The organism is Parafrankia sp. Ea1.12 (assembly GCF_900465275.1).
In the GTDB taxonomy this organism is placed as follows: domain Bacteria; phylum Actinomycetota; class Actinomycetes; order Frankiales; family Frankiaceae; genus Parafrankia; species Parafrankia soli.
Window position 1 is genome coordinate 13064 of the sequence record NZ_UBIZ01000371.1, and the last position, 26897, is coordinate 39960.

A 26897-nucleotide genomic window follows, 5' to 3' on the forward strand; every position below is an offset into this window, starting at 1 on the left:
CCGGTCGGCAATTACAGCCGTCAGACGCCGACACCGTGAGACTGACCGACGGCGACTCGGAATTCGTGAGGTGCACCTTATTTCGTTCAGTACAGCACACGTCCTGATCGATCCTGGAGGAACAGACCGCCAATCAAAATTTTGACCTCCACCCCGTGCTGGAGTCGACGAACTGGCGTATCTCCCGCTGAATCGCATCGTCCTCGGGGGCCATGCCGAAGAACCCGCCATGACCGCCTGCTTCGGTGACGTGAAGGTGCGCGTCGACGCCGGCTGCGCGAAGCGCCCGGTGCATACGCACGGAGTCCGACAGGAGCAGGTCACGCGTGCCTGTCGTGAGAATCGTTGACACAAACCCCTTGGTGAAGTCGCCGAACAACGGCGATACATAGGGGTTCTTAAGATCATGACCTGCCGCGTACAGGAGGAAGGCGGGCATCGACCTTCGCGGGAGGAGTGGGTCGAGCCCCAGGTTCGTCTGGATTGAATCACCGGACTCGGTGAGGTCCACGACCGGCGTTTTCAGCACCGCGCCGGCAGGTAGTGGGAGGCCTTCGTCCCGCGCTCGCAGGATGAGTGCGGCGGCGAGGTTACCACCCGCCGACGATCCGCCGACGACGATGCGCTCCGGTTGGCATTCCTCCAGCAGTGCGCGGTAGGTGGCAAGGCAGTCGTCGAGTGCCGCAGGGAACGGATGGTCGGGAGGCATCCGGTAGTCGACGGCCCAGACGCGGATGCCAGCGCGTGTGGCGGTGCCGACCGCCATGGCGCGGCAGGCTTCACCAGCTCCGTAGATGAAGGCACCGCCGTGAATGTCGAGATAGACGCGGTCGTCGTCTGTCGACAGGTCGATCGGCGTGATGTCGTGGACACGGAACGGGCCGAGGTCGAGTTCCTCTGTCCGGACCGGCGCGTCGGCTGCCCGCGCTGAGAGCGTGGCGCCGATCGTCCGGTCGTGATCGGCGATCAGTGTTCGCCATCCATCAAGATCATCTAATGGCGGGTACCCAGGAGACTGCATCGGGGGCATCGCGAGGACCGCCTGCGCCTCGGCGCTCACCGATGTCGGAACTGGAACATCACGTGCCGGGACGTGCAGGACAGGCCGAAGGTCGGTCATCTCCGCTCCGATCAGATCAGTCAGCCGAGAAGGTAGTTCGATGTTCATCAGCTGGCGGCCGGTGCGCCACCGCTTCGAGGATCGTCAACGCTGTGACTTGCCCGGGCCGGTCGCGTCCTGCCGGTCGAGCTGTGCGGGCGGTGTGGGGTACCTGTCGGGCCGCGTCCGTCGCGTCTGTGCCGCGGCCGCAGCGGGCTCGTTGTTTGTGGTGAGGCGGAAGACGGCCCGCTCAAGTGTCGGGAGAATGGCGGTGATGTCGAGCTCGCCGTTCGCGAACTGGCCCACCACGGCGTAGGCCATGTTCGTGAGGATGAGCCCGATGTCGTCAATGTAGTCGGGGTCACCGCCGACCAGGATGGCGCGCGCAACAGGTTCGATGGCGCCCATGGCCTGCTGGTCGAGCTTTCGTCCGCCCGGCCCGTTCCGCGCCCGGTGGTAGGCCTCGAGGATGCGCGGGCTGCGTTCCCACGGCTCGAAGACGTGCCGGAACACCCGCATCAGGCCGTCGTAGAGGGATTCGCCGGGGGCTGGTGGCGCCACCGGTGCACAGCTGTTGACCGTCAGCCACTGCTGCAGCGCGGCCACGACGAGCTCGTCCCGACTGGGAAACAGCTTGTAGATCGTCAGCGGTGAGACGTGTGCGCGGCGGACCACCTCACGGATCTGGACGGCGTCATGGCCGCCGGACTCGAGCAGCTCAAGCACCACACGGAGGACTGCATCGCCTGGCCGGGATGCGGGCACCTGGCTCCTCCCCTCGTTCGCCGACAGTCCTTACTCAAGACATCACCTACGATATCCTGGTTATCCGGATATCTGGGATATCTACACGGTCTACACGATCAGGGACGGCTCGCGGACCCGCGGGACGGGTCGGCTGTGCCGTCATGGCGAAGGAGAACTCGCATGGCGACGTACGTCCTGGTGCATGGTGGCGGGCATGGCGGCTGGTGCTACCAGCCGGTAGGCCGTTTACTGCGGGCTGCCGGGCACGAGGTCTACGCGCCCACACTCACCGGAGTGGGAGAGCGCGCGCACCTGGCGAGCCCGAAGGTCGACCTCGACTTACACATCCAGGACGTCGTGGCGGTGCTGCACTACGAGGACCTGCGTGACGTGATCCTGGTCGGGCACAGCTACGGCGGAATGGTCATCACCGGTGTCGCCGACCGGGCTGCCGACCGGGTGGGCCGCATCGTCTACCTCGACGCGGCGAACCCCGTGAACGGCCAGTCGCTCGTCGATGTCGCCGGGCCGATCATCACGGTGACCCGGCCGCACGGCCAGGTTGTCGACGGTGTCGAGCTGGTCCTCCTGCCGGCCCCGGGTGCGGGGGCCTTCTACGGCGTGACCGACCCGGCCGACCTCGCCTGGATGGACGATCGCCTGACCGGCCACCCGTGGCGGTGCTTCGAGCAGCCGCTGACGCTCGCCAACGAGGCGGCGCTCTGGGCGATCCCGCAGTACCACATCGTCTGTACCTCCACCCTCGCCACCCGCGACGCGGAGCTCATGGAGAAGGCGCGCGCGGCCGGCCGTCTCTGGGCCGTCGACACCGGCCACGACCTCATGATCACCGAGCCGCGGGCGGTCGCCGACGCGCTCCACGAGGTTGCCTCCGCCTGATCAGGTCCGGGCGAGCCGGACAGGATCGAGGTACGGCCGTTTCGGAGTGGACATCGCCGGTGCGGCGTTCAGGCCGGCGACCCGTGGGGCCGCCGGCCTGGACGGCCTGACGTCCTCGGAGTCCATCCGCGCCGGCCGGCACCTCGGCGGGACCGACCGGCGTCAACGCAGCGGCATCAACGCAGCGGCGTTGGGACATAGCGAGCCGGGCCGTGGCCAGGCGTGAGGACGAGCTCGGTTCCCGCCTCCCCGGCGCGAAGAGTGTCGACGACGGCGGCGGCGACCTCGTCGGCGGAGAGCATCAGAACACCGGCGGCCTGGAAGTGGGTGCGAGCTCCCGCCGTCAACGGCGTGTCGACAAGCCCGGGGCAAACTGCGCCAAGGCGGATGCCCTCACGCGCCAGTCGCCCGGACAGGGCACGGACCAGGCCAAAGTTTGACTTTGTCCGCACACTGCACATCCGTCAAGCCAGACCACCGACGCGGCGAAACCGCAGGTAGGACAGGGGAAGAGTGGACAAAACCGTCCACAATACGAACCACTACCCAAACATCACGGGGCCGACCATAGCCCTCGAGCCTTAGCCGCTCCAGGCTAGCTACCTGCGGTTTCGTGCGGGCTGAGGGCCCGCTCGAGGTCCCGGGACCCGGTCCTATTCGGTCACCGCTGTTCTTACAGGCCCGATTGCGGGCCCCTGGTCGGCTTGACGTTCCTCTTCGGGCCGATCGGGTCGAATGGGTTTGGACCGACATCGTTCACTCGCCCCCCGTTGTTGACGCTGCCGAGTTGTTCGATCTGCTGAGCCGCAGGTCGGTCGGCGCGGCGGGGAGGCGGTGAGTGAACCGTCCGGTGAACGGTCAGACGGCGCTGAATCCTGTGACGCGGCACCGTTCGTCAGCGGCCCCGGTAGCGCCGTGATCGTCGAGGCGCTGGCGCAGTGCGCTCGGGCGTGAGTCAGCTGAAGGCGTCGAGTCCGGTGAGGTCGGCGGAGAGCGCCCAGAGCCGCGTGGCGCCCGCGGGGTCGGCCGCCCACGGCTTGTAGCCGCCGACCAGCATGTCGTCGGTGGTGGCGGGAGATGCGAGGTCACAGTCCTGGCAGTAGGCGCCGCCGTGTCCCGCGAGCTGCGCGCTGGTGGCTGCCCAGACAGCGGTCGCGGCGCCCTGGGCGGGCGTCTTGAATCCCGTGGCGGGCCGGCCGTGGGCGTCGATCCAGCCCAGAGATCGCTGCTCGACCTCCGGTATGTGCCGCTGCAGCGGGGTGAGGATGCTGCCGGGATGGACCGAGAAGGCATGGATGTCCGCGTTCCTGGCCAGGGCGTCGAGATGGAGGGCGAACAGCGCGTTGGCGGTCTTCGACTGCGCGTATGCGATCCAGCGGTCGTAGCCGGTGGTGAGCTGCGGGTCGTGCCAGCGGATGCCGGAGAGGAAGTGGCCGGCGGAGGAGAGCACGACTACCCGTGATCCGGGTTTCAGGGCAGGGCGGAGCAGGTTCACCAGGGCGTGGTGACCGAGATGATTGACGGCGAAATGCCCCTCCCAGCCGGGACCGACCCGGCTCTCGGGGATCGCCATGACCCCGGCGCCACAGATGAGGATGTCGATGGTCGTGCCGGTGTCGAGGAGCTGGTGGGCGTAGCGCCGGATGCTGCTCATGTCGGCCAGGTCGAGCTGGCCGACGTCGACTCGTTGCATGCCGGCGGTGGTCCTTCTCCCGGCATCGGGTCGGCGGGCTGGCACAAGGACCCGCGCGCCGGCACGGCTCAGCGCTCGGGTGCTTTCCAGGCCGAGCCCGGAGTAACCACCAGTGACCAGCGCCGTGTGTTCGCTGAGGTCTGTTCCCGCGAGGACCTGGGCGGCGGTGGTGTCGCGACCGAACGGTGTTCTGGGCGGATGGTGTGGGGGTGAGGTGGTCATGCGGCGAACGTACGATCTGGAGTGCACTCCAGCTCAAGGGGAGAGGATGGGGTCCGGTGGCGGCCGAGCGCTTCTCGATCGGTGAGGTGGCGACCCGAACCGGGTTGAGCGTGGACACGCTGCGCTGGTTCGAGCGCGAAAGGTTGCTCCTACGGTCCGTCTCGCGTACCTCTGGTGGCCGGCGCGTCTACGACACCGCCGATCTGGAGTGGCTGCACTTGATCAACCGGCTGCGTACCTCCGGTATGCCGATCGCCCGCATCCGCGAGTTTGCCGGTCTGGTGCGGTCGGGGCCAGGAAATGAGGTCGAGCGCTTGGCTGTCCTGGTCGAGCACGAACAGGCTGTCCAGATGCGGATCGCGGAGCTGGCGGAACACCTGGCCGTGATCCAGAAGAAGGTCCGGATCTACGGCGAGCATGTCCTGGCGGGCACCGCGGCGGGTCTCTGGGCCCCTGTAGCTGGGAACGGCTGACAGTGCCCGTGCTCTCCGCGCCCGCATACCCGACCGCGACGACACCACCTTGACCACCGGCCTCGACGGCATCGCACGACGTTTCGCCACTCCTAGTCGGGAGCCATCACATTAAGTAGCAAACCTGTCGAGGAACACGAGGGGACTTGAACCACCCATAAGCCTCTTACCTGCACAAACTCGATGTCACCGCGCGACACGCGAACGGTGCACCCACCAAGACGATCAATAAACAGGATGTTTTCGCAGGTCATCCCCTACGTGACCCTGCGTGGTGGGCAGGGGCGGGGTCGAACCGCCGACCTTCCACTTTTCAGGTCAAAACGCCTAAACGCTGTGCTGACCTGCATTTTCCCACGACCTCGACGAGCGTAACCGCGACAGGCGGATTGTCTTCAATCCTACGGTGGCAGATGGTCCGCTCCCCGCCGGCGGGCAGGTCCGGGTTGCCGGGCCGTCCGCAGCGGCGGCTTCGGACAGACCAGGGTACGTCCACGACCGACGCATCGACTACGACTGCCGGATGGCCCGTAGGACCGGGGTGGCGGGCACGGCCCCGGGCACACGGCCCGGCGGTACCGGGCGTCCCACGCTTGGGCCAGCTCAGGCGGAGTTTCCGCCGTGGGCTGTGCCGTCGCTGTCGTCGTGGAGCGAATCGACGATCTCTTCAAGGAGGAACTGGACCTTTGCATCGATCGGGCGACCGTGGTAGACGGACTGGACGAGGTCGAGGCCTTCGCTGACGGTGGTGTAGCCGAGCTTGCGATAAAGGAACGCGATGTCCTCGGCGTCGGCTTCGACGCGGGCTGCGAACAGCTTCATCGCGAGCAGGTACTCGGCGGAGGCAACGTCAACGGTGAGGTGGTTGGCATCGAAGTACCTGGTCGCGGCCGGATCCGGGCCAGGCAGGAAGCCTTTCACCGCGTCGTTGAGCCAGTCGGCCGGGAGGGCATGGCGCTCGGCGAGCGCGGAGGCCGCGGCGCGGACGACGTCGGTTGGCAGGAAAACGGCATCAAGATCGCGGGTGGATCGGGTCGCGTCGTAGACGAGGGCGAGCGCGGCGCCGCCGACGAGAAAAAGGTCGGCCTTTGCGCCGCGCCGGCCCAGTTCGTCGTTGAGTTCCTGGAGCAGACTGGTGATCGACTCACGGCCGAGACCCGGGCTGGTCATGTCACGCCCGCTGGAGCGCGCCGCCGGTGATGAACACGCCCCGTTTACGGAATGACAGCGGGGACTCGACCAACGCCCGAGGATGGAGGCCCTTCAGCGTGGTGACGAACCACCAGGGCACTGCCTCGAGTGCCGGGTCGCGCACCCATGGGGGGGTCTGCCAGCCGTCTCGACGGGCGAGGTGCTCTCCAAGCGCGGCGAGCGCCGCGTCCACTCGGCGGTCGCCGGACGGTCGTGGGCGGTCTGCCCACATCGCGCTCGCTGCTTCAGGGCCCTGGTGGCGCAGCACGCTGGTGTAGTCGTCGAGCATCTGTATAACTGCGTGCCGCCAGATGTCCTGCAGGCGGGACTCGGCCGCGACCATGCCAGCCGCGACCGCTGCGGCGTCGTCAACGGTCCGGAAGGCGTGCAACGAGTCCACGTCACTACAGTACGCCGTTGATCATGTCGTCTGCCTCGCAGAGTGGAGTCCACTCACGCTCTGGAACCCCACCGGACGGACGGCTCCCGTTTGCGGCGAGTCTGCGGGTGCTCTCGCCGTCCTGACAGCAAGCCGGCGGGTCCTCCGGGCGCCGTCGGGCGCACCCTCAGCGACGGTCCGGCCGGCCACCACGTCGTCTGCCTGAGCGCATCGGTCACCAGCTCACGAGACTGCCCCGGCCGGTAGTGACGCCGCGCGGGTGTCAGATCGGGTGGTTCTCACTGCAGCGCACGTCGTCGCAGAACCAGACAGCCCGATTCTCGGCCCGATGTCGATACCGCTGTTCCCGTCAGGTTCGACACCGCCCGGACGGAGATCGCCAGCACGGCAGCCCCGCCGACCCTGTGACGATCTCACACAAACGAGAACCCACCGCAGGATACTTTGGCTAATTCTCCCGAATCGGCACGAGTCCACGGAAGCCGACTCGAAGATCCTCGATCAGTACACGGCGCAAGCCGAAAAAGTTTTACTCTGTCCGGGCACTGCACAACCCGGAGCTCCGAGACTGATCTAGAGAAAACCCAGGTCAGGCAGGGGGTGAGTGGGCAGGGGCGGGGTCGAACCGCCGACCTTCCGCTTCTCAGGCCGAACTGACCGCCATCCCAGCGTCCGTAGACGTACGTTTTCGTGTGCGGAAGGCCGCCGACGTACGTGCCGGTTCGCCAGCGTTGCTAATCCGTTGCTACACCTCAACGAGACGACCAGCGGGGGTTTCCGGCCGCTGCCGCGGCGCTTCCGCTCGCCCCAGCCCGCCGGGCGACAGGGCGCGAGGGCGACCCGCGCGACGCGGGTCAGCAGCTCCTTGATCTCAGGATGGAACCCGAAACTCGCCCACTCCAGAACGCGATCATGAATGTGATCGCCGAGTCAGGTCCGATGACAGTCGCGAACCTCCGCCGTTTCGCGCTGCTCAACACAGTCTTTCGCCCTGAGCATGTAGGTACGGCGTTGCGAGAACTTCGCAAGGACGGCCGTCTCCGCCAGAGTCCCGGTCGGCCAACTCCGGACACGGTCATCGAGTTACCCGCGAGTCAGCAGTCGACGCTGTTCTAGGTCTCCCGACAGGGCGTCGCCTCGCCCTCGAGGATCTAATGTTCCCTCCGGCGTCACTGTTGCGCGGCAGTGTGGACGGTCTCCCGGTGTCGGTCATGCGCGCCCCCTGTCAGGATGACGGGGACCATGGCCGGGCTCGGGATCCAACAGGGAGGTGAAGGCCACCTGTGGTCATCGCGTCGTAGGCGGTTAGAACGAGGCGGCGGGTGCGGAACTCGCCGAGTGCCTTCTCCCCGTTCTTGCGCAGGACGAAGAACGAGTCGATCGCATGCTCAACCTCGTCCCGGACCAGGCCGTAGAGGTGCAGGTAGGCGGCGCTGCCACGAGGCACCGGGCAGCGTTGACCCGATCGCGTTGACCAAGCCGCGGTGAGCATCGGAGCTCACCAGGCGGATGCCCAACAGGCCGCGGGCGACCAGGCCTCGGAAGAACGCCAACCGGCCGGCCCCATCCTCGCTGCTCACGACGTCGAGGCCGAGGATCTCCCGGTGCCCCTCGCCGTTGACCCCGACCGCGAGCAGGCAGTGCACGATGATCACCTGGCCGTCCTCGCGAACCAGCCGTGCCGCCGCCCGGCTCACCAGAGGTCCCACCAGCCGGCGGGCAGGCCGGGTGCCGATGGGTAGGGGCGCCGAGGCGGCGATGCACCCAGGCGCAGCAGGACAGGGGGCACAGGGTATCGGGCCGACCCGTGGTGGCCGAACAAACTAGCCGGCCCGCTCGTTTGACATCTGACCTCAGTGCCCCTGTATAGTAAAAAATACCGACGCGGGGTGGAGCAGCTCGGTAGCTCGCTGGGCTCATAACCCAGAGGTCGCAGGTTCAAATCCTGCCCCCGCTACTAGAATTGTTTCTCCCCGGAAACCACGGTTTCCGGGGAGAAACTTTTTTGTGTGTTGTTTTTCGGGTTCGGAGCGGTCTCGGCGGGCAGCCCGGAACTGACCGGGTCGATGGAGCCGATCAGGCCGCCGCTCTACCGGCACCACAGGCGCTGGTCGCCCGCCCAGCGCAAGCAGGTCCTCGTGTGTGCCCTGTTCAACGATGTGATCGCCGTCGAGGACCACGATCCGGTCCATGGTCAGCAGGGTCGACAGTCGGTACGCGATGGCGATTACGGTCCGGCTCGCGCAGAGGTTCTCCAACGCTCCCTGGATGAGTTGTTCACTCTCCTGCCGAGTGCACTGGCGGCCTTGTCGAGCATCGAGATGCATGATCGGAGAGATCGACTACTCCGTCACGATCCGGCTATGTATCCCCCATTTCTGTGGAGCCGACGAGGTGACTCAAACCCCGCTCGATTGCAAGGCAGAATATTCCATGACGTAGCATGACGGGTCGTGTTGGACCGAAGCGCCGGCGCACCGACCGGATACGTCTGCGGACGAACACCACCCACGAGAGCGCGGGACGGCGATGTGTGTCGGATGTCCGGAACCTCACTTCCCGGGCATCGACCTTCGGCGGGGAGGTCGACGCCGGTGCTCTTTTGGAACATCCGCCGCTGCAGCGGACGCTCGGCCGCCTCGCTTCTGCCCATCGTCGCGGATCAGTCACGTGCTCTACCCTGCTCCCGTGAGCCCGCGTCTCGTCGGGACCCCTCGGTGTAGCAACGCCCAAATATGTCGCGGCGGACGGGCAGGTGTGGCCAAGTGTGAGCATTTATGCAGGTCAGCGGGGCCACGCCCCGGACCGTCCGCCGTTATGGGGCGACGGTCGTTGCCACATAACGATCTTTAAACAGCTCTAGATGATCGATTCCAAGGGTCAGTGGTCGGCAATCAGGGATCGGGTGATGGGTCGGCCGGTGGCGAAGGAGCCCCACCATGCGCAGGCGGGTCCTGGACATAGTTGCGTCGCTCGCTGGGTAGCGTGACCGGATCATCTTGACCTGAAGTGTGGTTGAGGTTTCACGATGGTGCGGTGACTGATAACGGAATCACCCTGATCGACGCGTGGGAACTGCCCGAGGACCGGATCGACGAGTCCATCGCACGCTGGCGGGAGCGCGTCGGACTCATCCACGCCGCCCCCGGTTTCCGAGATGCGCGGCTGCACCGCAGACTGTTCCCGGAGTCCCGGCTCGGCCTGGTCAATGTGGCGCGCTGGGACAGCATCGAAGCACGGGACGAGGCGCTGGCGAATCCCGGCTTCACCGCGTCGGCAGCCACCGCGACCAGCTATGCCACCGTGCACGGCGGCTGGTATGAGGTGGCGGCCGAATTCCGCGCAGTGGGAAACGGTTCGGGCGAAGGGTCGGGAATCACTCTCGTCAATGCCTTCGAACTGCCCGCCGAGCGGATCGATGAATTCCTGCCACGCTGGCTCGGCCGCGCAGAGCTGATGAGCAAGGCGCCCGGATTCCGGGACAACCGGCTGCACCGTGCGGTGGACCCGGACACTCGCTTCCAGCTGGTCAATATCGCGCACTGGGACAGCCCCGACGCATGGCGCACAGCAGACAACGACCCCCGCTTCCAACAGCGCCTGTCCACCTCCCCTGACTTCGCCATCGCCGACCCCGCACTCTTCCGGGTTGTCGTCGAGTTCTGAGCGCGGGTCGTACGCTCCCGAGCCGTTCGCCCCGGTGGTCGGATCCGCCATGTAGGCAAGGGGCAACTAAAGACGAGTAATCCGAACGCCGGGCGGCGCGCTGCGCGCCGCGCGGCGTTGTCGTCAGTGGTCATAGGCGGTCAGTGAGCGAAGGACGGGCTGTCCGGTGTGGTCGTTGTGCCAGATCGCGGCGGTCAGCGCGAGGATGCGCTGCATGACGCGGGCGACGACACCGCCGGGCGTGCGCCCTCGGTGCTGTTCGAGATCGAGTTGGCCCTTGAAGGTCTCATTGACCGACTCGATGACCTGCCGCAACGGCTTGAACAAGGGAGCTCCGGGCCGCTCCGGCTCGCCCTTGCGGGCCGGCCGCAGCAGCCGGATGTCCTGCTCAGCCAGCTCGTGTTCGAAGCCCCGGCCGAAGTAGTTCCTGTCGCCGATCAGCGTCTGGGCAGGACGCGCGGCGACGAGGTCGGCTTCGGCGGAGAAGAGATCCAGCAGGGTCTCGCGCTCGTCGGCCTTGGCCCCGGTCAGGGCGAACGCGACCGGCAGGCCCTGGAGGGTGCACACCAGGTGCAGCCGCAGGCCCCAGAAGAAGCGGCTGTGACTGGCGCAGTACCCGTACTCGGCCCATCCGGCCAGGTCGGAACGCTTGACGGTCTCGCGTGAACGGCCGCATTCCACCGGCGTGGAGTCCACGATCCACACGTCGTCGCTCCACACCGAGGTATCGGTGGCCAGCAGCCGAGTGACCCGCCGAAGCAGTCCGGCACCCTTGCGCAGCCGCTTGTTGTAGCCGGGCTGCTTGGGCAGGTACGGAAAGAGATGTCGCAGGTGGGAGTGGGCATAGCGGAGCCATCTGGCCTCGGAGGTGAAGCCGAGCATGGCCTGCATCATCGCCAGCGTGACCAGTTCGGCGTCGGTGAGCTGCGGGGCGATCCCCACGGCAGGCCGCCATGGCGCGAGATGCGGAGACGCCTTCAGCAGATCGTCGGTCTTCACATACAGTGCGGTCGCGAGGGTGCCCAACTCTGTCATCACACACTGACGTTGGACGCCCTCGCCCTATGCGCGCAGCTGATCCCTTGGAATCGATCATCTAGTCGATCTCAATAGAGAGACAAAAGGCCTAGCCAGAGGGTGGTGGACAGAACCGGGCATAACCCGAACCGCCACCCCACCATCCCCGGCCCCACGACCAGGATCCCCGATCACACGAACAGGCCACGCACCAACGCAAACGCGCAGCGACGACGTCGTGCGTCCGCTACCGACGCATCGGCTGCGACTGCCAGATGACCCGTACCGCCGGGTGCCAGGCACGGGCCGCGGGCCCACGGCCGGGTGCGCCGGCCCACGGCCGGGTGCGCCGGCCCACGGCCGGGTGCGCCGGCCCACGGCCGGGTGCGCCGGCCCACGGCCGGGTGCGCCGGCCCCGCGGCCGGGTGCGCCGGCCCCGCGGCCGGGTGCGCCGGCCCCGCGGAGGACCGCTGCCCGGGTCAGTTGCCGTCGCCTGCCGTCGCCCCGGGTGGGTCGCGTCGGCCAGCGGGCACCGTTCCGTTCGGAGGATGCAGGGCATGCCAATGGCCACGGTGGCTTTCGGTCAGCCGGCGGCGGCGAGTTCGGTGAACGCGGCAGCCAGCGGCAGTCTCGGGTCGGTGCCGACAGCGGGCTCGTGGTGGTTGCGGCGGATGTTCTGGATCAAGGCATGTCCGGCGCTGATGATCCGGACGGACCGTAGCCGTTTCAGTCCGCGCATCGGCCGCAGGCGTGCCTTCGTACGACGGGGCGAACCGGAGGTACCAGCGGACCACCAGCACGATCACCTCGGTTGGGAACCGGAACCTCACGAACTCCGACACCGGAACTCGCGGAACGACCGCACCTCGACCCGTCACCTGATCATGCTGGGCCGGCAGCACGAGCGCCTGCCCTGGTCAGATGCGTCAGAGCCACCGAACTCACCCACGCCGTCTGACCACCGTCGCCGGAACCCCTGGCATGCGCCAGGTCCTCGAACGCAGCAGCGCCACCTGAGCCGAGGATCAACGTCACCGCCTCGTCCCTGTACTCCTGGATGAACTTCCGCCGTGTAGCGCCCATCCTCGATACCCCCAGGTAGACAGCACTGTTTAGGTCGACTGTCCACGAGACCGGGATCACTTTACTGAATCTTGCCCTGAGATCGTGACGGGTTCCGGCCTGGTCTTTTCCGCATTTCGTGGTCGTGCGACCGCAGAACCTGGCAGAATGGGCGGTAACTGGGTCTCCCGGGACTGGGGAAGTGACTTCAACATCTACCCCTGCCGGGTGGCCCTGTTGGCTGTACGGGCACCCCCTCTCTCGTCACAGTCCGTTATGGCTTCTCCCTCCAGCCCTTAGCGCCTCCTTGGAGCAGCCTGCACCGCCCCGACTCCAGGAGTAGCCGATGCCGCGCTTCAGGAAAGCGAGAGCGAATCCGCGATGACCAGCCTCAGCCAGGAGACAGGCCAAGACGCGATGGATGGCGAGCAGATCCTCACAGTGCACGAAGGCGCGCGCTCCTGGCAGCCGAACGAGAACGCCGCCGAAGCTCTGGCGCACACCGCCGAATGGCTCACCCGCTTCCGGGTCCGCACACCCCGGGCCGAGAGATACGCTACGCTTTCGGCCTGGGTTTACCCGCTGGCCCCGCTCCCGGAGCTGGAACTCGCATACGACATCCACGCCTTCTTCCGGATCTACGACGACTTCACCGACGATCTGGCGACGGACATCAGCCGAATCAACGTCATCAGCACGGAGCTCACCGGGATTCTCTACGGGAGACCCGCGAAGTCCCAGATGGGCATGATCTTCAGTGATCTGTGGACGCGGCAGATCATCAGTTCGCCGGACCAGTGGGTGGCTCGGATCAGCGAGCATTGGGAATGGTATTTCAACACGCAGGCCGCTTATGCGGCGATGCGGGACCAGCGGCTGGACACGACGGTCGAAGAGTACTTGGAGCTACGCCTGGGAAACGGCGCGGTGCCGCTGTGTCTGGTGCTCGGCGAGAAGATGAACTTCACCTACCTGGCGCCGTACATCCACCACTGCACCCAGTTGCGACTGCTGCGCAGGCTGGCCAGCGACATCATCGTGTACTGCAACGACGTCTACTCCTCGGTCCGCGATGCGAAGCGTGACGACCCGCGTAATCTGATCACGATCATCCGTGACCAGGACGGCTGCGACTGGCAGCAGGCGAGAGCCCGTTGCGAGCAGGAGATGCGGACGCTCGACCAGTCGATACACACCACGAAGCAGCGCCTTGACACGGCCTGCGACGTGCTGCGGTTCACCGACGCGGAACGCGCCCAGGCCCGGATGGGAGCGAGGATCGCCGACGACTGGAACTGGGGTTACCAGGCGTGGGCCGCCGCCAACGAGCTGCTGATGGACACGGATCCGCCGCGCGAGGAGATCTCTCGCATGCTGACCTCGCCACAGGCGTCCTGACGGCGTCACGCATGGAGAGTGGCGCCCGGGAACCGCTCCCGGGCGCCACTCGGCGGTACGTCAGCCGACCACGAACCCTCAGCGCGAGCCGCGGAACAGGCCGATCAGCGAGGCCCAGAGGCCACGGCCGATGTCCATCCTGGCCTGCGCGTCGGCCTCGGCCACCACCGCCAGCGCGTCCTTCGCGGCGCTCGGCTCGACCGGGGGGACGGCCGCCGGGGCGGCCGGCGCGGACTGCGGGCCGGGGCGTCGCCGCGGGGTGAACGTGACCGGGAGCGCGTCGAGGTGCCGGGACCAGGTCGAGGTGGTCCAGGTCAGCTGGTCCTCCGGCACTGTGAGGTGCATGTCGGGCAGCCGGTTGAGCAGCACGTCCACGCCGGTGTCGGTGATGGCGCGGGCGATTTCCTGTCCCGAGCACTCGTGCGGGCCCCGGCTGAACGTCATGTGCGAGCGGTTACCGTGCATCGGCGCACTGAGATCCGGACGGATCTCCGGATCCGTGTTGCCCGCCGCGATGCCGAGCAGCAGCAGGTCGCCCTCGCGGATCTGCTTGTTGGCGAACTGCATGTCGTGCGTGGCGAACCGTGCCGGGCAGACCAGCAGCGGCGGATCATCCCACAGCATCTGTTCGACCGCGTCCGGCAGCGTCATGAGCCCACCGGTGAGCGACGCGCGGAAGCGGGGGTCGGTCAGCACCATCCGCAGCGTGTTGGAGACCAGGTTCGCCGTGGTCTCATAACCCAGCACAATCACCACCCGCAGGTGGTTGAGCACCTCGTCGGCGTTCAGCCCCGAGGGGTGCGCGATGAACCAGGAAGCCAGGTCATGGGCGGGGGCCCTGCGCCGTTCCTCGGTCAGCGCCTGCAGGGTGCCGACGATGTACTGGTTGTGCTCGTACGCCTCCTCGCCGCCGCTGACCATGCCGACGATGGCCTCGACCATCTTCGGGCCGTGCTCCTCGCTCAGGCCGACCAGCCGGCTCAGTACGAGCATCGGCAGGTACATGGCGAACTGGGTCACCAGGTCCGCGCGGCCGTCCTCGACGAAGCCGTCGATCAGCTGGTTCGCGTAGCGCTGCACGTGCCGCCGAATGCCGTGCCGGTCGAACCTGGTCAGGCACTCGTTGACCGCCGCGCGCAGCCGCCGGTGCTCCTCGCCGTCGTAGGACAGGAGGTCGGGACGCCATCCGAGGATCTGAATCAGCGGGTCGTTCGCCGCGATTCTGCCCTCGTTCCAGTCCCGCCAGAGCCGGGCGTCCCGGGTGAACCGGCTCGGGGTGCGCGCGACCTCCATGTTCTCCCGGTAGCCGAGTACCAGCCAGGCCGGGACGCCGCCCTCTAGCTCCACCGGGGCGATTCCGCCGTGTTCCGCGCGGAGCTTCGCGTAGACCGCGCCGGGATCGTGCTGCGCTTCCGGGCCGTGGAGCGCGGTCAGCGCTGCCCCCTGCGCGAAGGCCGCGTGCGCCGGACACTCCGGCGGCGGGATCTCGGTGCCTGGTTCCGTACCTGATTCGGGTATGGATGTGGACATGCCTACTCCCTGGCGGCCGAGGCGGCCACCAGGGCCGCGGACTGGGTGGACAGCCGGTGCAGGTAGTGCAGGAGGGCCAGCAGGGTGTCCCGGCTCGAGGCCCGGCTGCGCGCGTCGCACGCGACGATCGGCACGGCGGCCGGCAGATCCAGCGCGGAGCGCACCTCGTCCAGTGGATGGGTCGGGGCGTCCGGGAAGACGTTGACGGCCACGATGAACGGCACGCCGCCGTCCTCCAGCCGCCCGATGACGTCGAAGCTGGCCTCGAGCCGCCGGGTGTCGACCAGAACGATCGCGCCGAGAGCTCCCTCGAACAGGCCGGTCCACAGGAACCAGAAACGCTGCTGTCCGGGCGTGCCGAACAGGTAGAGCACCAGTTCCTCGTTGATGCTGATCCGGCCGAAGTCCATGGCCACGGTGGTCGCGTTCTTCTGCTCGACCCCGCGGACGTCGTCCACGCCGACGCTGACCTCGGTCATCGTCTCCTCGGTCGTCAGCGGTCTTATCTCGCTGACGGAGCCGACCAGGGTCGTCTTTCCCACACCGAACCCGCCGACCACGACGATCTTGACGGCTGCGGCCGCCGAGGCGGGCAGCACGTCCTCGCGCGCCGGTCCGACGGCCAGCTCAGAGCCTCTGGAGTCCATGCATCACCGCCTCCAGCAGTTCGGGATCGGGAATCGTGGCCGTGCGCACCGTGGCTCGCACCTCGACCAACGAGTCGATGAGCAGGTCGGAGACCAGGACGGCGACCACGCTGAACGGCAGCTTCAGGTAAGCCGAGATCTCCGCCATGGACAGGGGGTAGTGACACATGCGCAGGATGGCCGCGTGTTCCGGCTGCATCTCCGGCCGGGCCGCGGCCCGCGCCACCACAAGGGTGACCAGGTCGATGTCGGCCCGGCGGCCCGCGGCGCTGCGCCCGCGGGTGAGGACGTACAGGCGCTCGGGGCCACTCTGCTCCCAGGCGGAGGACGCGTGGTTGATCGGGGGCGGGGTCACCCGGGCGTCCTCTCCTCCATCCGCGGCCGACTGGTGAGGTGCTCACCGATGCGGGCCACCAGGTTGCGCATCTGCTGCCCCATCAGCCCCGCGTCCACTCCTTCGTCGGCCAGCACCGCGAGGTACGCGCGCGCACCGGCCGCCATGAGGTAGAAGAATCCCCCGCCGACCTCGATCACCACGAGCCGCATGACCTTGTCCCCCTGCGGGAACTCGGCGGCGACGGCGCCGGACAGGCTCTGCAGTCCGGCGCACGCCGCTGAGAGGCGGTCCGCGGTGTCCACATCAGTGTTGTACTGGGCCATGCGCAGGCCGTCCGAAGTCAGCACGATGACGTGCCGAGTGCCCGGCACGCTCTCCGCGAGGTCCTTGAGCATCCAATCCATGCTGGGATGCAGGTGGTCCATCGACTACTCGCCTTCCTTGCTCGACGCGTCGTCAGTCAGGGCGTGCTGGGTGCTCGGGTCCTCGCCGGAGACCGCGTTCTGAAACGCGGCGAGCCACAGTCCGGGCGGCGGTGGCGGCGTGGCGGGAGAGAACGCGTCGCTGGACACGGTCGGGGACGCGGCGGCGGATGTCAGCCCGCGCGGTGCCGTCAGACTCGGCTGGCTCTGGTTCCCGCCGAGCGGGGCGGTGGCGCTGCGCCTGCGCTGCGGCAGACCGTTACTTTTGATCTTGATGCTTTGCGACTCCTCCGGCTGCAGGGTGATGGCGGGTACCGGCGTGTTCGGTCTCGCCGTGACCGTGGCCCCCGGGGGGGTCGCGGACAGCGGCACGGCGGTGGTCAGGTCGCGCGGGATGACGAGTACGGCGCGTACGCCGCCGTAGGCCGAGGACCGCAGCGAGACCTGGAAGCGGTGGGTCTGGGCAAGCCGGCCGACCACGGACAGGCCCAGGCGCGGGTTCTCGCCGAGGTCGGCGAGGTCGAGGCCCGACTTGACCTCGGCGAGAATCCGCTCGACGCGCAGCCGGGCCTCCTCACCGAGGCCGACGCCGCCGTCCTCGATCTCGACCGCGATCCCGGCCTGCACCTCGACCGTGGACATGTGCACGCGGGTCTGCGGCGGCGAGTACCGGGTGGCGTTGTCCAGCAACTCGGCGAGCGCGTGGATGAGCGGCTCGACGGCAGGTCCCGAGATGGCCATCTCGACCACGGAGTGCAGTTCGACGCGCTGGTAGTCGGTGATCCGCGACATCGCGCCGCGCAGCACGTTGAACAGCGGTACCGGATGCTGCCACTGGCGCCCGGGGCGGGATCCACCGAGCACGGCGAGCGAGTCGGCGAGCCGGCCGATCAGCGCGGTGCCGTGGTCGAGGCGGAGCAGGTCGTCGAAGACGTCGGGGTTGCCGCCGTGCCGCTCCTCCATCTCACGCAGATCCTGGAACTGCTGGTGCACGATGGCCTGGACGCGGCGGGCGACGTTGACGAACGCGCGTTGCGCGGAGTCGCGCAGGTCCTCTTCCGCCTTGACGGCGTCGAGGACCGAGCGGACCACCTCGTCGTGCGCCTTGATGAAGGCGGCGCCGAGGGCGGGCGACTGGCTCGAGCCGGACAGCGCCTCCTCGACCGAGTCGCCGCGGTGCAGCCGGCTGATCGCGGCGGGCAGCACCTCGATGGCGAGGCGACTGGTCTCGGCCTCCTGCATCTCCAGGCGGCGCACGAGCTCCTGCTCGGTGGCGGCCTGCCGACGGCGCAGCTGGACGATCTCCTGTCCGCGGCGGCGGATCTCGGCGCAGGCCAGACCGACCGCGATCACCGCGACGAGGCCGCACACGGCGACGGCGCGCCGGGCCGGCGGGGTCACGAGGAGGACCGCGGCCACCGCGCAAAAAGCGGTCAGGGCAGCCGCTATCAGTGCACTGCGGATGACGGAGGAGCCGCCTTGTGCACCACGAGATGATGGTCGCTTGCGTTTCATTCGCAGAACCTTGGTCTGATCGTGGGCGTGTGTCGGTGACCGACGGGGCCGGGGAGAGGAGTCACGGGTGCGGCCCGCGGAGAGACCCGCGCGCCGACGAGGACCCCGACGGCGATGTTCTGATTAAGCACGCGGCCGCCTTGTTCAGTGTTCGCGGTTCCGATGTCTCTCCGAACAGGCCTGACGTTATATCAGACCGTAGACGCGGAGAAAATGCGTCCGCGTCCCGGACGCGCCGGGCGCACGCCGGAGGGAACCGCCGCGGAGCGGCGGATCCCTCATATGTACGATGGCCCGTTACTTCGGCGAGTCGGATTCGGCGCGGGCCGGCGGGAAGACCCGGGCGTAGGACGAGGACTTCCGGCCGGATGGCATCCCATGATCGGTTTGCCGTTCGGTGAGCGGAGTGACAACTCCAGGGATTTGAAGAACCCCGCGCCGGCGGGTTCACGGAGCGTTTCCGCGCGCGGCTTGACGGGGTGTACCGCGAGAGAGAAAGCCCTGCTCACGAGGCTGGCAGCGGAAGCATCGATGCGTCCATAACGGCTCTGTGGCGTCCGGCCAGGGCAGACGTTCGCGCCGGGTGATCAGGTGATGCGTCGAGGTGCGGTCGCTCCACCGGCGCCGCTGTCGGAGTCCGCCGGTGTCGGAGTCCACCGGTTCCGGTTCCCGCCGGTGTGATCGTGATGGCAGTGCGGTGGTACCTGCGTTTCGCGCTGTCGCACCGGGGCGTCGAGGAACTGCGCGCCGAACACGGCCTCGACGTCGACCACGTAGCCGTGATGTCCCGGTGGGTGCCGCGCTTCACGCTCCCACCGGTCGAGGCGGCCCGGCCGTGGGGGCTGCTCTGGGGGCGCCGGCCGATCGAGGTCACCATCGGTAAGGCCCCGGTCCACCCGCGGCTCCTCGACGAACTGCTCCCCGAGGCCTGCCACGTCGACGCCGCGCGGGAGAACAACCGGATCGAAGCCGACCACGGCCGGTTGAAAGCCCGGCTCCGGCCGATGCGCGGGCTGAAACGCCTCCGCTCAGTCCAGGCGATCAGCACCGGACACGCCCTCGTCCAGAACATCCGCCGTGGCCACTACGAACTCGCCGTTGGCACCAGCCCTAGACAGAGGCTGACCGCCGCCGCATTCACTGAACTCGCCGCCATCTGACCGCGGTCGGCCGCGCTCTTGGCTTACATCGCCTTCCCGCAACGCAACAGTGCCGTTTGCGGTATACCCGCCTGTCCGGGCGGCGCACAGACGGGCCCGCACACGGGCCGACAGCTGGGAAAGCAACTCGGCGCCGCTCAGTGAGTGCCTGTGCGGAGCTGGCGCTACTCGCCGGCGCCACCTGGGGATTTCCGTGAAAATCCAGCGGAAATTCACATGCAGAACCTGATGTTCCTAAAACCCATCAGGAATCCACAAAGCGGTTGTTAGCACAGAAATTTGACTGATGTTCATGTAGAGGAAACCACTCGAAACCGGCTCTGCGGTTACATCTCCTTGGCCTGCAAAAACGAACATTCGGGCATGTTCCGCTCAACCGGAGGCATTGTGGACGGAAGCAGAGCCAAGCACGCTGGTTTGCCTGTCAGAAACCGTAGGTGGTCAGCGGTTTCAATCGCGATCACGCTCGCGATGACCCTGGTCTGCACATTGACCCGGGCCGCCGAAGCAGCCGAAACCACGGAGTCCACGACCGCGCAGGCCGCGGCGGCCCAGGCAGCCCAGAGCGCCCTGGGCACGTTGTCCTCGCAGATGACGCAGACGGCCGCGGGGATAGACGATATCGCGAAGGCCGTGGTCAGCTCGGTGGCTGGATTCAGCGTCGCGGTCTCCGGGGATCAGGTGACGCTCAGCACGCCGCTCCCCGAAGGCTTCGACCGGGGTCAGGCAAAATCCTGGGTGGCCGACGCCAACGGACGTAACCCACAGCTGAGCGACACCATCCAGGAGCACCTGAACGCCTATCCGCTGGATCTTCCGGGCGGCACACCCCAGGTGCACGACTTCGACGGCTCCTTCAGCCTGACGGACAAGGGGCTGAAGCTCACCTTCACGTCGGGTGAGGCACTGACAAGGCCAACCTGGTGGCAGAGCACGCTGCTGGCTGCCGGCTTCTACGCACTGGGCCTGGCGTTCCGGACTGCGTGCATGCTCGGTGTGATCGCCTCGACCGGTGGGGTTGCGAGTGTCCTGGCCAAGACGGCCTGCGCGTCGGTTGCCGGATTCCTGGGTGCCTTCCTCTTCAGGCTGGTCTCTTTCAAGCTCGACGGCAAGAAGCTTGACGCGGACGCCTGGGGGGACATCCTGTGCGTCGCGCTGGCAGGTGCCCTGGTCAGCAGCGGTGCCTGGGAGGGCCTGGTCGGTCCCTGGGTCGCGAACTCCGGGCAGGCGTTCATGAACCGGGTAGGCACCTGGCTGACCCAGCTCGGTGGGGCGATCGCACGCGGATGGGGGCAGGCGGGCGAGGCCGCTACCGCGGTCGGTGAGGCCATCAGAGACTGGGCGGCCGAGTTCCCCGCAGCGCTGCGGAACGCAGTCGACCGCCTGACTGGAGTCACCGGTGCAGGCTCAGTGGACGGCACGATCACGGCCCAACGCTGATCCGAAGGTCGGAGATAACACCGCGTGTCCGGGATGTTCACGAGACCGTCCCGGACACGCGGCCAGAACACCCTGGCGTCAGATCACGGGAATCGTCGTGATCACCGACCCGCGACCGCCCGCCACCGCGCCGAGACCGGGGGAACGGCTCGCGGCGTTCGTCGCCAGCCAGGCACCACGCCTGTTCGCGATCGTCGACGACGGTACGCACAGGCCAGATTGCAGTGGAGTCCAGAGACGTGGTGTACGGATCGGCGATGTGCTGTGAGCCTGCGGCAGCTCATCGCCTGCAGGGTGCCCGCCGTGGCGCCGCCCTGGCTGACCGCGAGCGTGCGCAGCGCGCGCTTGCCGCCGCGGAACCCCTGCGGGGGCACCCAGCGGAAGAACAGCCCGTGCGGGTCGTTGGCGTCCTCGGTGCCATAGATCGCCGAGGTGCGCGGGTCGACGGCGACGGCCTCGTGGGCGAACCGGCCGAGGAACTTCAGCGGTACCGGGTTCAGGTTGGCGGCCCGGTCCACCGGGTCGACCTCGAAGACGTACCCGTGGTCGAACTGGAACATCCCGCCGGCGCGCTGCTCGGTCTCCTCACAGGTCAGCCAGGTCCCCCACGGGGTGATCCCGCCGGCACAGTTGTTGTGGGTGCCGGCCACCTGACGTATTCGCGGACGCGGATGCCGTTCCGGTCGACCTCGATGTTGGTGGTGCCGCCGTGGGCGCCAGGGTCGTAGGTCAGGCCCGGCAGGGTCGGTACCGCGTAGGGCTCGCCGCCGCCGATCTCGTGGTTGTTGACCAGTACGGAACCGTTCCTGGTGCGGAAGGAGCCCGTGCCGTCGGCGTCGCTCGGGGTGGGCTCGCCCGACTCGAGCTTCGTCACGCCGCCCTGAGCGACGATCTTGTAGGAGAAGCCCTTCGGTAGCGCGAGCAGACCAGCCGGGTCGGGAACAACAGCGCCGTAGCCGGTCAGCGGGCGGGCGCCGGCCTGCGCGGCGGTACCGGCGATGGCGTCCAGGCTCCCCGCAACGACGAGGCCGAGGCCACCCACCGCGGCCGGTACGCATCAGACCACGACGGGAAATGAAAGAACCCACGGACGTGCCTCCAGAACTCTGCGAACTAAGATGCCTTGCACATAAATTGGTCTACCTGGCCCCCTGATAGTCGGTACGTGGCCTTGCGACTAACAGCGGGAAACGCTCGCAGCGTGATGGTGGCCAAGCCCAGGGCGATCGGGCCGGGCGAGCATGAGGCCCTGGACGGCGTGGGAGGTGCCCGGCGCACGACCGGGCCCGCCGGCTGGGGCCGGCCTACCCGACGGCCAGGTCGGGCCGAGACCTCCGGCGACCGGCCGGCGCCGTGCGCCACCGGCGCGTGTTCGCCGGCGCGCGGGCGTCTCGCCACCCATCGCACCGCGCCGACCAACGCCGGCCGACACCAACAGATCCATTATTTGGCATAGTTCCACCCGAACCGCTACGGAAATTTCGCTGGAATTTCCTTCCTGAAAGCAATTGCCTCGTCAGCCGGTGCGAATTCCGGCGTTCCGGCGTCACCGTTCCGCGCGAGATGACCTGACCACAGCAGGCCGCGCTCCCGCTCAAACGCAGCCTGGTTCCCACATGTCCGTACCCTTCCGAGATACGCACCCTGCCCCCGAGGCAAGATCCTCGTCGGGCGACGCCGATCGCGACGGGTGTTCCGAATTCCGCTCGCCGAGCCGAACTCCGAGGGAAACGACATGGGTCACGTACTTCACCACGCCCTTGAGCCGAGCGCCGAGTACAACGTCGACCTGACGGTGACCGCCGGGCACTGGCCCGACGGGCTTGGCCGGGAACGTCTTCGTCAGCGGGCCATCGCAGCCGACCGCCGTCGGCTTCATGATCGCCGGGCCAGGCCTGCTCACCCAGGTGGACCTCGAGGCCAGGCGCTGGCGGACGAAGCGGGTCTTCACCCCCGACCCGGCTCTTCTCGGCGGGCTCGGCCGGGCGTTGCCACCGGCCGAGCTGGCGGGGCTGACCGCTGGCGGACGGCCATCCCTGACCAATGTCTCACCGTACTTCTTCGTCGACCGGCTACTGCTCACCGACATCTACCTGGTGGCCAAGCGCGATCTCACCACCGCCCGCCGCGGGCGCGGCGTCCCGGTGAGCCACGCCCGCGTCCCGCGTGAGTCGTTCCACCGTTTCGCCGACTACCGCCGGCCGCGGCAGCGGGCACCTCCGCACGGCCCGAGCCCTTTGCTCCCTATACCCCCCAGGGTATAGTGGTCGTGGAGGTGGGGCACCGTGGAGATGAACGCCAAGGTCCTGTCGGACGCGCTGACGCGGTTGAAGCGCGCGCACGGTCAGCTGGGCGCCGTGATCGGCATGATCGAAAACGGCGACGACTGCGAGCGGGTCCTGACACAGCTCGCGGCAGTATCCCGGGCGCTGGACAAGGCAGGCTTCAAGATCATCTCTACGGGCATGCGCCAGTGCCAGGCCGCGCGCGAGCGCGGGGAGCAGCCGCCGCTGACCGAGGAGCAGCTGGAGAAGCTGTTCATGGCCTTGTCCTGACCCGACCGGGCAGACCCCGTCGACCGGAGGGGTCTGCCCGTCGATTCGCGGTACCGCACCATGTCCCGGGTATACCCCCCCGGGTATATGGAACCCGGAAGGCGACGATGTCGGGATCCACCCGATGGGTCCGTGCTGTCGTCGGCGGGTGGCGGGCAGGCGCCGTCCCAGGCACGTAGGGCCTGGTGAGCCACCGCTTCGACCACGTGGCTCACCAGGCGGAACACCGGCCGACACGAACGACAAGAAGGAGAGTGAGCAGGCGATGACTGGTGTTGATGTCGAGATTGATGTCCAGGTCGTGGAGACCTCGTCGCTGGGTGACCGCAGCTACCTGGCCCATGACGGGCGGGTCGCGGTCGTGGTCGATCCGCAGCGTGACATCGACCGGATCCTGGCCCTGGCGGGCCGCCTCGGGGTGCGGATCACGCATGTGGCCGAGACACACCTGCACAACGACTACGTCTCCGGCGGTCTCGCGCTGGCCCGGGTGACCGGCGCCCGGTATCTGGTCGCCGCCGCGGACGAGGTGGGCTTCGAGCGGACGCCGGTCGCCGACGGCGACGAGGTCGCGATGTCGGACTCGATGCGGCTGCGGGTGGTGGCCGCCCCCGGGCACACGTTCCATCACCTGTCCTACGTCCTCGACGGTCCCGACGGGCCGGTGGGGGTGTTCACCGGCGGGTCGCTGCTGTTCGGCACCACCGGCCGCACCGACCTGCTCGGTCAGCGGCACGCCCACACCCTGGCCGAACAACAGCACGCCTCGGTGCGCCGCCTCGCCGACCTGCTGCCCGACGGCGCGCAGGTCTGGCCCACCCACGGGTTCGGCAGCTTCTGCTCCGCCACCCAGTCCGACGCCCCCGCTTCCACGATCGGCCGGGAGCGGCAGGTCAACCCGGCGCTGCGGCTGGAGACCGACGCGTTCGTCACCGAGATCCTGGCCGGGCTCGACGCCTACCCCGCGTACTACGCGCACATGGGCGCCCGCAACGTCGACGGGGCCGCACTGATCGACCTCACGCCGGCGCACCGGGCCGACCCCGCCGAACTACGTGGACGGATCGGCGCCGGTGAGTGGGTGATCGACCTGCGCTCACGCAAGGCGTTCGCCCACCGGCACCTTACCGGCACGCTGAGCTTCGGCCTGGACGGACCGATGTCCACCTGGCTGGGCTGGATGGCCCCCTGGGGCGCGCCGATCACCCTGCTCGGCGAGAGCGAGCAGCAGGTCGCCGACGCCCAGCGCGAACTCGCCCGCATCGGCATCGACCGGCCCGCTGCCACGGCCACCGGCGGCCCCGATGGCTGGGCCGCAGGCGAGGAGCATCACATCGCCGCGCTCACCACCGCCACGTTCGTCGACCTCGCCGCCGCCCGCGCCGGCACCGTCCCGCCCGGACTGCCGGCGCCGGACGCCGTGCTCGACGTGCGGATGGGCAACGAATGGCGCTCCGGCCACCTCGACGACGCCGTGCACCTCCCGCTGCCCGAACTGCCGGCCCGGCTCGACGAGGTGCCCGCCGGCACCGTCTGGGTGCACTGCGGCTCCGGCTACCGCGCCGCCGCCGCGAGCAGCCTGTTGCAACGCGCCGGCCGCCAGGTGGTGCACCTCGACGACGCCTACGCCAACGCCGCCCACGCAGGCCTGACCATCGTCGACGACAAGGAGACCTCGTGACCAGCCGCGCCCCGGCCACCCTGGATGCCACGACGCTGCGACAGCTCATCGCCACGGCCAGCGCACCACGGCTGATCGATGTGCGCACCCCGGGCGAGTTCGAGGCCGCGCACATCCCCGGCTCCTACAACGTGCCGCTCGACATCCTGCGCGAGCACCGCGACGAACTGCGCGCGCACCTCGACGAGCAGGTCGTGCTCGTCTGCCGCTCCGGGCAACGCGCCACCGCGGCCGAACAGGCCCTCGCCGCCGCAGGCCTGCCGAACCTGCGGATCCTCGACGGCGGCATCAGCGCGTGGCAGGCCGCCGGCGCCCCGGTGCGCGGCGGCACGAACCGCTGGGACCTCGAACGGCAGGTCCGTCTCGTCGCCGGCTCCCTCGTGCTGGGCGCGGTCCTGACCAGCGTGGCGGTCCCGGCGGCCAAGTGGGCCGCGGCGGCCGTCGGCGCCGGGCTGACCTTCGCCGCCCTGTCCAACACCTGCGCGATGGGCAGCCTGCTGGCCAGACTGCCTTACAACCGCGGCCCCCGCCTCGACGTCGACGGCGTCATCGCCGCCCTGGCCAGCCCACGACCATGATCGCCGCCCTGGGCCTCGGCGCGGCGATCGGGATCCTGCTCGGTCTACTCGGCGGCGGCGGCTCCATCCTGGCCGTCCCCGCCCTGATCTACGGCGCCGGGCTCTCTGTGACAGCCGCCGTACCCACATCGCTGCTGGTCGTGGGAATCTCCTCAGCCGCCGCACTGCTGCCCCGCCTGCGCACCCGCCAGATCCGCTGGCGCATCGCCGCGATCGTCGGCACAGCCGGAGCACTGGCGGCGTTCGGCGGCGCGGCCCTCAACCAGCTGCTCGATCCCCGCCTCGTCCTGATCGGCCTCGCCGCCCTCATGGGCGCCGCCGCGGTCCGCATGCTGCGCGGCGACGGCGAAGCCGGCGGCGACTGTTCCCTACCCGACGGCGGCGTCAACTGGCGTGGCTGCCTCCCCAAAGCCATCGGCACCGGCATCGCCGTCGGCTTCCTCACCGGCCTGTTCGGCGTCGGCGGCGGATTCCTCCTCATCCCCGCCCTCGTCCTGCTCCTCGGCCTGCCCATGCCCGCCGCGGTCGGCACCTCACTGGTCGTCATCGTGATCAACTCCGCCGCCGGGTTCGCCGCCCACGCCGGCGAGGCCACGCTTGACTACCGCATCGCCGCCGCGTTCACCGCCGCCGCGGTCATCGGCTCGCTGACCGCCGGACGATTCGCGACGCGCGTGCCCGCCGAGCGGCTACGCGGATCCTTCGCCTACCTCGTCCTCGCCGTCGCGGCGTTCGTCGTCCTCCAGGCCGTCGTCAACCCGCCTGCCAGCTGATCCCCGCCCGGCCCGCGCACGGCCGTAGCGGGAATGTCAAGAAAACGGCTCTGTTGAACCGCCCGCTCGGCCCCCAGCAGCGGCAGGCGGGTCAGCGCGGTGATCGCCACCGGCAAGGCCGAGAAACAGGCCGCTCGACGGCGATGCGGGCAGGCGAGTTCTCGGCGGACTCCGCGGCCGGTCCCGCCGCCGCGATCAGCAACAGGACGGCGGGCAGCGCCAGCCCGTCGTTGACCCCTGTGGGGCTCCAGAACCCCGATTCGAGCGGTGACCTGCGCGTTTACCCGCCGGACAGGGCCCGCCTCGGGCAGGCTGGATGGTCATGGTGTGGTCGCTGCTCTACGCCCTGACACGCAACGCTCTCGGACTGATGTTGCTCCGCGTGCGTGGC

General features: G+C 68.4%; 22 protein-coding genes, 2 tRNA genes and 4 pseudogenes. 12 read left to right on the forward strand and 16 right to left on the reverse strand.

The genetic code is table 11. The annotated features are described in order from the left end of the window. Positions 1 to 133: 133 nt before the first annotated feature. Both FMEAI12_RS21060 and FMEAI12_RS21065 read right to left on the reverse strand, forming a co-directional pair. Positions 134 to 1168, reverse strand: a complete 1035-nt coding sequence (locus FMEAI12_RS21060; protein WP_368672096.1) for an alpha/beta hydrolase — start codon at positions 1166 to 1168, stop codon at positions 134 to 136. Between the two features lie 36 nt (positions 1169 to 1204). After that, positions 1205 to 1864 carry a TetR family transcriptional regulator gene (locus FMEAI12_RS21065; protein ID WP_112107562.1) on the reverse strand — a complete coding sequence of 220 codons (660 nt, stop codon included), beginning with the start codon at positions 1862 to 1864 and terminating at the stop codon, positions 1205 to 1207. Positions 1865 to 2026: 162 nt separating this feature from the next. Here FMEAI12_RS21065 and FMEAI12_RS21070 point away from each other — a divergent pair, with 162 nt between their 5' ends. Then, positions 2027 to 2746: an alpha/beta fold hydrolase gene (locus FMEAI12_RS21070; protein ID WP_112107563.1), complete on the forward strand. Its 720-nt coding sequence runs from the start codon at positions 2027 to 2029 to the stop codon at positions 2744 to 2746. 176 nt (positions 2747 to 2922) lie between these two features. Here the strand turns inward: FMEAI12_RS21070 and FMEAI12_RS38435 are convergent, their stop codons facing one another. Next, entirely contained in the window at positions 2923 to 3093 is a 171-nt protein-coding gene (locus tag FMEAI12_RS38435) for a hypothetical protein (RefSeq protein ID WP_235014262.1), read from the reverse strand. A gap of 608 nt (positions 3094 to 3701) precedes the next feature. Continuing rightward, positions 3702 to 4661: an oxidoreductase gene (locus FMEAI12_RS21080; RefSeq protein WP_112107564.1), complete on the reverse strand. Its 960-nt coding sequence runs from the start codon at positions 4659 to 4661 to the stop codon at positions 3702 to 3704. Between the two features lie 56 nt (positions 4662 to 4717). On the opposite strand from FMEAI12_RS21080, the gene FMEAI12_RS21085 reads away from it, so the two are divergent. Continuing rightward, positions 4718 to 5134 carry a MerR family transcriptional regulator gene (locus FMEAI12_RS21085; protein WP_112107565.1) on the forward strand — a complete coding sequence of 139 codons (417 nt, stop codon included), beginning with the start codon at positions 4718 to 4720 and terminating at the stop codon, positions 5132 to 5134. Between the two features lie 603 nt (positions 5135 to 5737). Here FMEAI12_RS21085 and FMEAI12_RS21095 read toward each other — a convergent pair. The 4 genes and pseudogenes from FMEAI12_RS21095 to FMEAI12_RS21120 all read right to left on the reverse strand — a co-directional run. After that, complete coding sequence (locus tag FMEAI12_RS21095) at positions 5738 to 6304, reverse strand: DUF6036 family nucleotidyltransferase (protein ID WP_112107566.1); 567 nt, start codon at positions 6302 to 6304, stop codon at positions 5738 to 5740. A gap of 1 nt (position 6305) precedes the next feature. Then, entirely contained in the window at positions 6306 to 6725 is a 420-nt protein-coding gene (locus FMEAI12_RS21100) for a hypothetical protein (protein ID WP_235014263.1), read from the reverse strand. A 605-nt stretch (positions 6726 to 7330) separates the two neighbouring features. After that, positions 7331 to 7392, reverse strand: a tRNA-Ser gene (locus FMEAI12_RS36685). Between the two features lie 763 nt (positions 7393 to 8155). Further along, positions 8156 to 8398 (reverse strand): annotated as a pseudogene (locus FMEAI12_RS21120) (transposase); the annotation flags it as partial. Positions 8399 to 8608: 210 nt separating this feature from the next. On the opposite strand from FMEAI12_RS21120, the gene FMEAI12_RS21125 reads away from it, so the two are divergent. Further along, a tRNA-Met gene (locus FMEAI12_RS21125) sits at positions 8609 to 8682 on the forward strand. A gap of 1079 nt (positions 8683 to 9761) precedes the next feature. Beyond that, positions 9762 to 10391 carry an antibiotic biosynthesis monooxygenase gene (locus FMEAI12_RS21135; RefSeq protein WP_112107567.1) on the forward strand — a complete coding sequence of 210 codons (630 nt, stop codon included), beginning with the start codon at positions 9762 to 9764 and terminating at the stop codon, positions 10389 to 10391. Positions 10392 to 10514: 123 nt separating this feature from the next. Here FMEAI12_RS21135 and FMEAI12_RS21140 read toward each other — a convergent pair whose 3' ends face one another. Next, positions 10515 to 11429: an IS982 family transposase gene (locus tag FMEAI12_RS21140; protein ID WP_112107568.1), complete on the reverse strand. Its 915-nt coding sequence runs from the start codon at positions 11427 to 11429 to the stop codon at positions 10515 to 10517. 562 nt (positions 11430 to 11991) lie between these two features. Then, a pseudogene (locus FMEAI12_RS21145) lies at positions 11992 to 12171 on the reverse strand (IS6 family transposase); the annotation flags it as partial. 680 nt (positions 12172 to 12851) lie between these two features. Between FMEAI12_RS21145 and FMEAI12_RS21150 the strand changes: the two are divergent. Next, positions 12852 to 13868 carry a terpene synthase family protein gene (locus tag FMEAI12_RS21150; RefSeq protein WP_112107569.1) on the forward strand — a complete coding sequence of 339 codons (1017 nt, stop codon included), beginning with the start codon at positions 12852 to 12854 and terminating at the stop codon, positions 13866 to 13868. A 78-nt stretch (positions 13869 to 13946) separates the two neighbouring features. On the opposite strand, the gene FMEAI12_RS21155 is transcribed toward FMEAI12_RS21150, so the two are convergent. From FMEAI12_RS21155 to FMEAI12_RS21175, 5 genes are read right to left on the reverse strand one after another with little or no spacing between them, the layout of a single operon-like run. Further along, positions 13947 to 15398, reverse strand: a complete 1452-nt coding sequence (locus tag FMEAI12_RS21155; protein WP_112107570.1) for a cytochrome P450 — start codon at positions 15396 to 15398, stop codon at positions 13947 to 13949. Between the two features lie 2 nt (positions 15399 to 15400). Continuing rightward, positions 15401 to 16045: an ATP/GTP-binding protein gene (locus tag FMEAI12_RS21160; protein ID WP_112107571.1), complete on the reverse strand. Its 645-nt coding sequence runs from the start codon at positions 16043 to 16045 to the stop codon at positions 15401 to 15403. Beyond that, positions 16026 to 16400 carry a DUF742 domain-containing protein gene (locus FMEAI12_RS21165; protein WP_112107572.1) on the reverse strand — a complete coding sequence of 125 codons (375 nt, stop codon included), beginning with the start codon at positions 16398 to 16400 and terminating at the stop codon, positions 16026 to 16028. The genes FMEAI12_RS21160 and FMEAI12_RS21165 overlap by 20 nt, the downstream gene beginning before the upstream one ends. After that, a complete protein-coding gene (locus FMEAI12_RS21170) occupies positions 16397 to 16807 on the reverse strand; it encodes a roadblock/LC7 domain-containing protein (RefSeq protein WP_200835360.1) in 411 nt (136 codons plus the stop codon). Before FMEAI12_RS21170 ends, FMEAI12_RS21165 begins: the two co-directional genes overlap by 4 nt. A 3-nt stretch (positions 16808 to 16810) precedes the next feature. Continuing rightward, complete coding sequence (locus FMEAI12_RS21175; protein ID WP_235014265.1) at positions 16811 to 18205, reverse strand: ATP-binding protein; 1395 nt, start codon at positions 18203 to 18205, stop codon at positions 16811 to 16813. Between the two features lie 708 nt (positions 18206 to 18913). Between FMEAI12_RS21175 and FMEAI12_RS21180 the strand changes: the two are divergent. After that, positions 18914 to 19479 (forward strand): annotated as a pseudogene (locus FMEAI12_RS21180) (DDE-type integrase/transposase/recombinase). A gap of 471 nt (positions 19480 to 19950) precedes the next feature. After that, on the forward strand, positions 19951 to 20919 hold the full coding sequence (locus FMEAI12_RS21185; RefSeq protein WP_112107574.1) for a hypothetical protein: 969 nt from the start codon (positions 19951 to 19953) through the stop codon (positions 20917 to 20919). Positions 20920 to 21194: 275 nt separating this feature from the next. Here the strand turns inward: FMEAI12_RS21185 and FMEAI12_RS40080 are convergent. Further along, positions 21195 to 21977: pseudogene (locus FMEAI12_RS40080) on the reverse strand (alkaline phosphatase PhoX); the annotation flags it as partial. A gap of 765 nt (positions 21978 to 22742) precedes the next feature. Between FMEAI12_RS40080 and FMEAI12_RS21195 the strand changes: the two are divergent. The 5 genes from FMEAI12_RS21195 to FMEAI12_RS21215 all read left to right on the forward strand — a co-directional run bounded on the left by FMEAI12_RS21195 (position 22743) and on the right by FMEAI12_RS21215 (position 26506). After that, a complete protein-coding gene (locus tag FMEAI12_RS21195; RefSeq protein ID WP_235014266.1) occupies positions 22743 to 23183 on the forward strand; it encodes a hypothetical protein in 441 nt (146 codons plus the stop codon). 21 nt (positions 23184 to 23204) lie between these two features. Next, entirely contained in the window at positions 23205 to 23474 is a 270-nt protein-coding gene (locus tag FMEAI12_RS21200) for a metal-sensitive transcriptional regulator (protein ID WP_112107575.1), read from the forward strand. Positions 23475 to 23739: 265 nt separating this feature from the next. Then, positions 23740 to 25155: a rhodanese-like domain-containing protein gene (locus FMEAI12_RS21205; RefSeq protein ID WP_112107576.1), complete on the forward strand. Its 1416-nt coding sequence runs from the start codon at positions 23740 to 23742 to the stop codon at positions 25153 to 25155. Next, on the forward strand, positions 25152 to 25733 hold the full coding sequence (locus tag FMEAI12_RS21210; protein WP_112107577.1) for a rhodanese-like domain-containing protein: 582 nt from the start codon (positions 25152 to 25154) through the stop codon (positions 25731 to 25733). The genes FMEAI12_RS21205 and FMEAI12_RS21210 overlap by 4 nt, the downstream gene beginning before the upstream one ends. Beyond that, on the forward strand, positions 25730 to 26506 hold the full coding sequence (locus FMEAI12_RS21215; protein WP_112107578.1) for a sulfite exporter TauE/SafE family protein: 777 nt from the start codon (positions 25730 to 25732) through the stop codon (positions 26504 to 26506). Before FMEAI12_RS21210 ends, FMEAI12_RS21215 begins: the two co-directional genes overlap by 4 nt. Positions 26507 to 26897 lie beyond the last annotated feature (391 nt).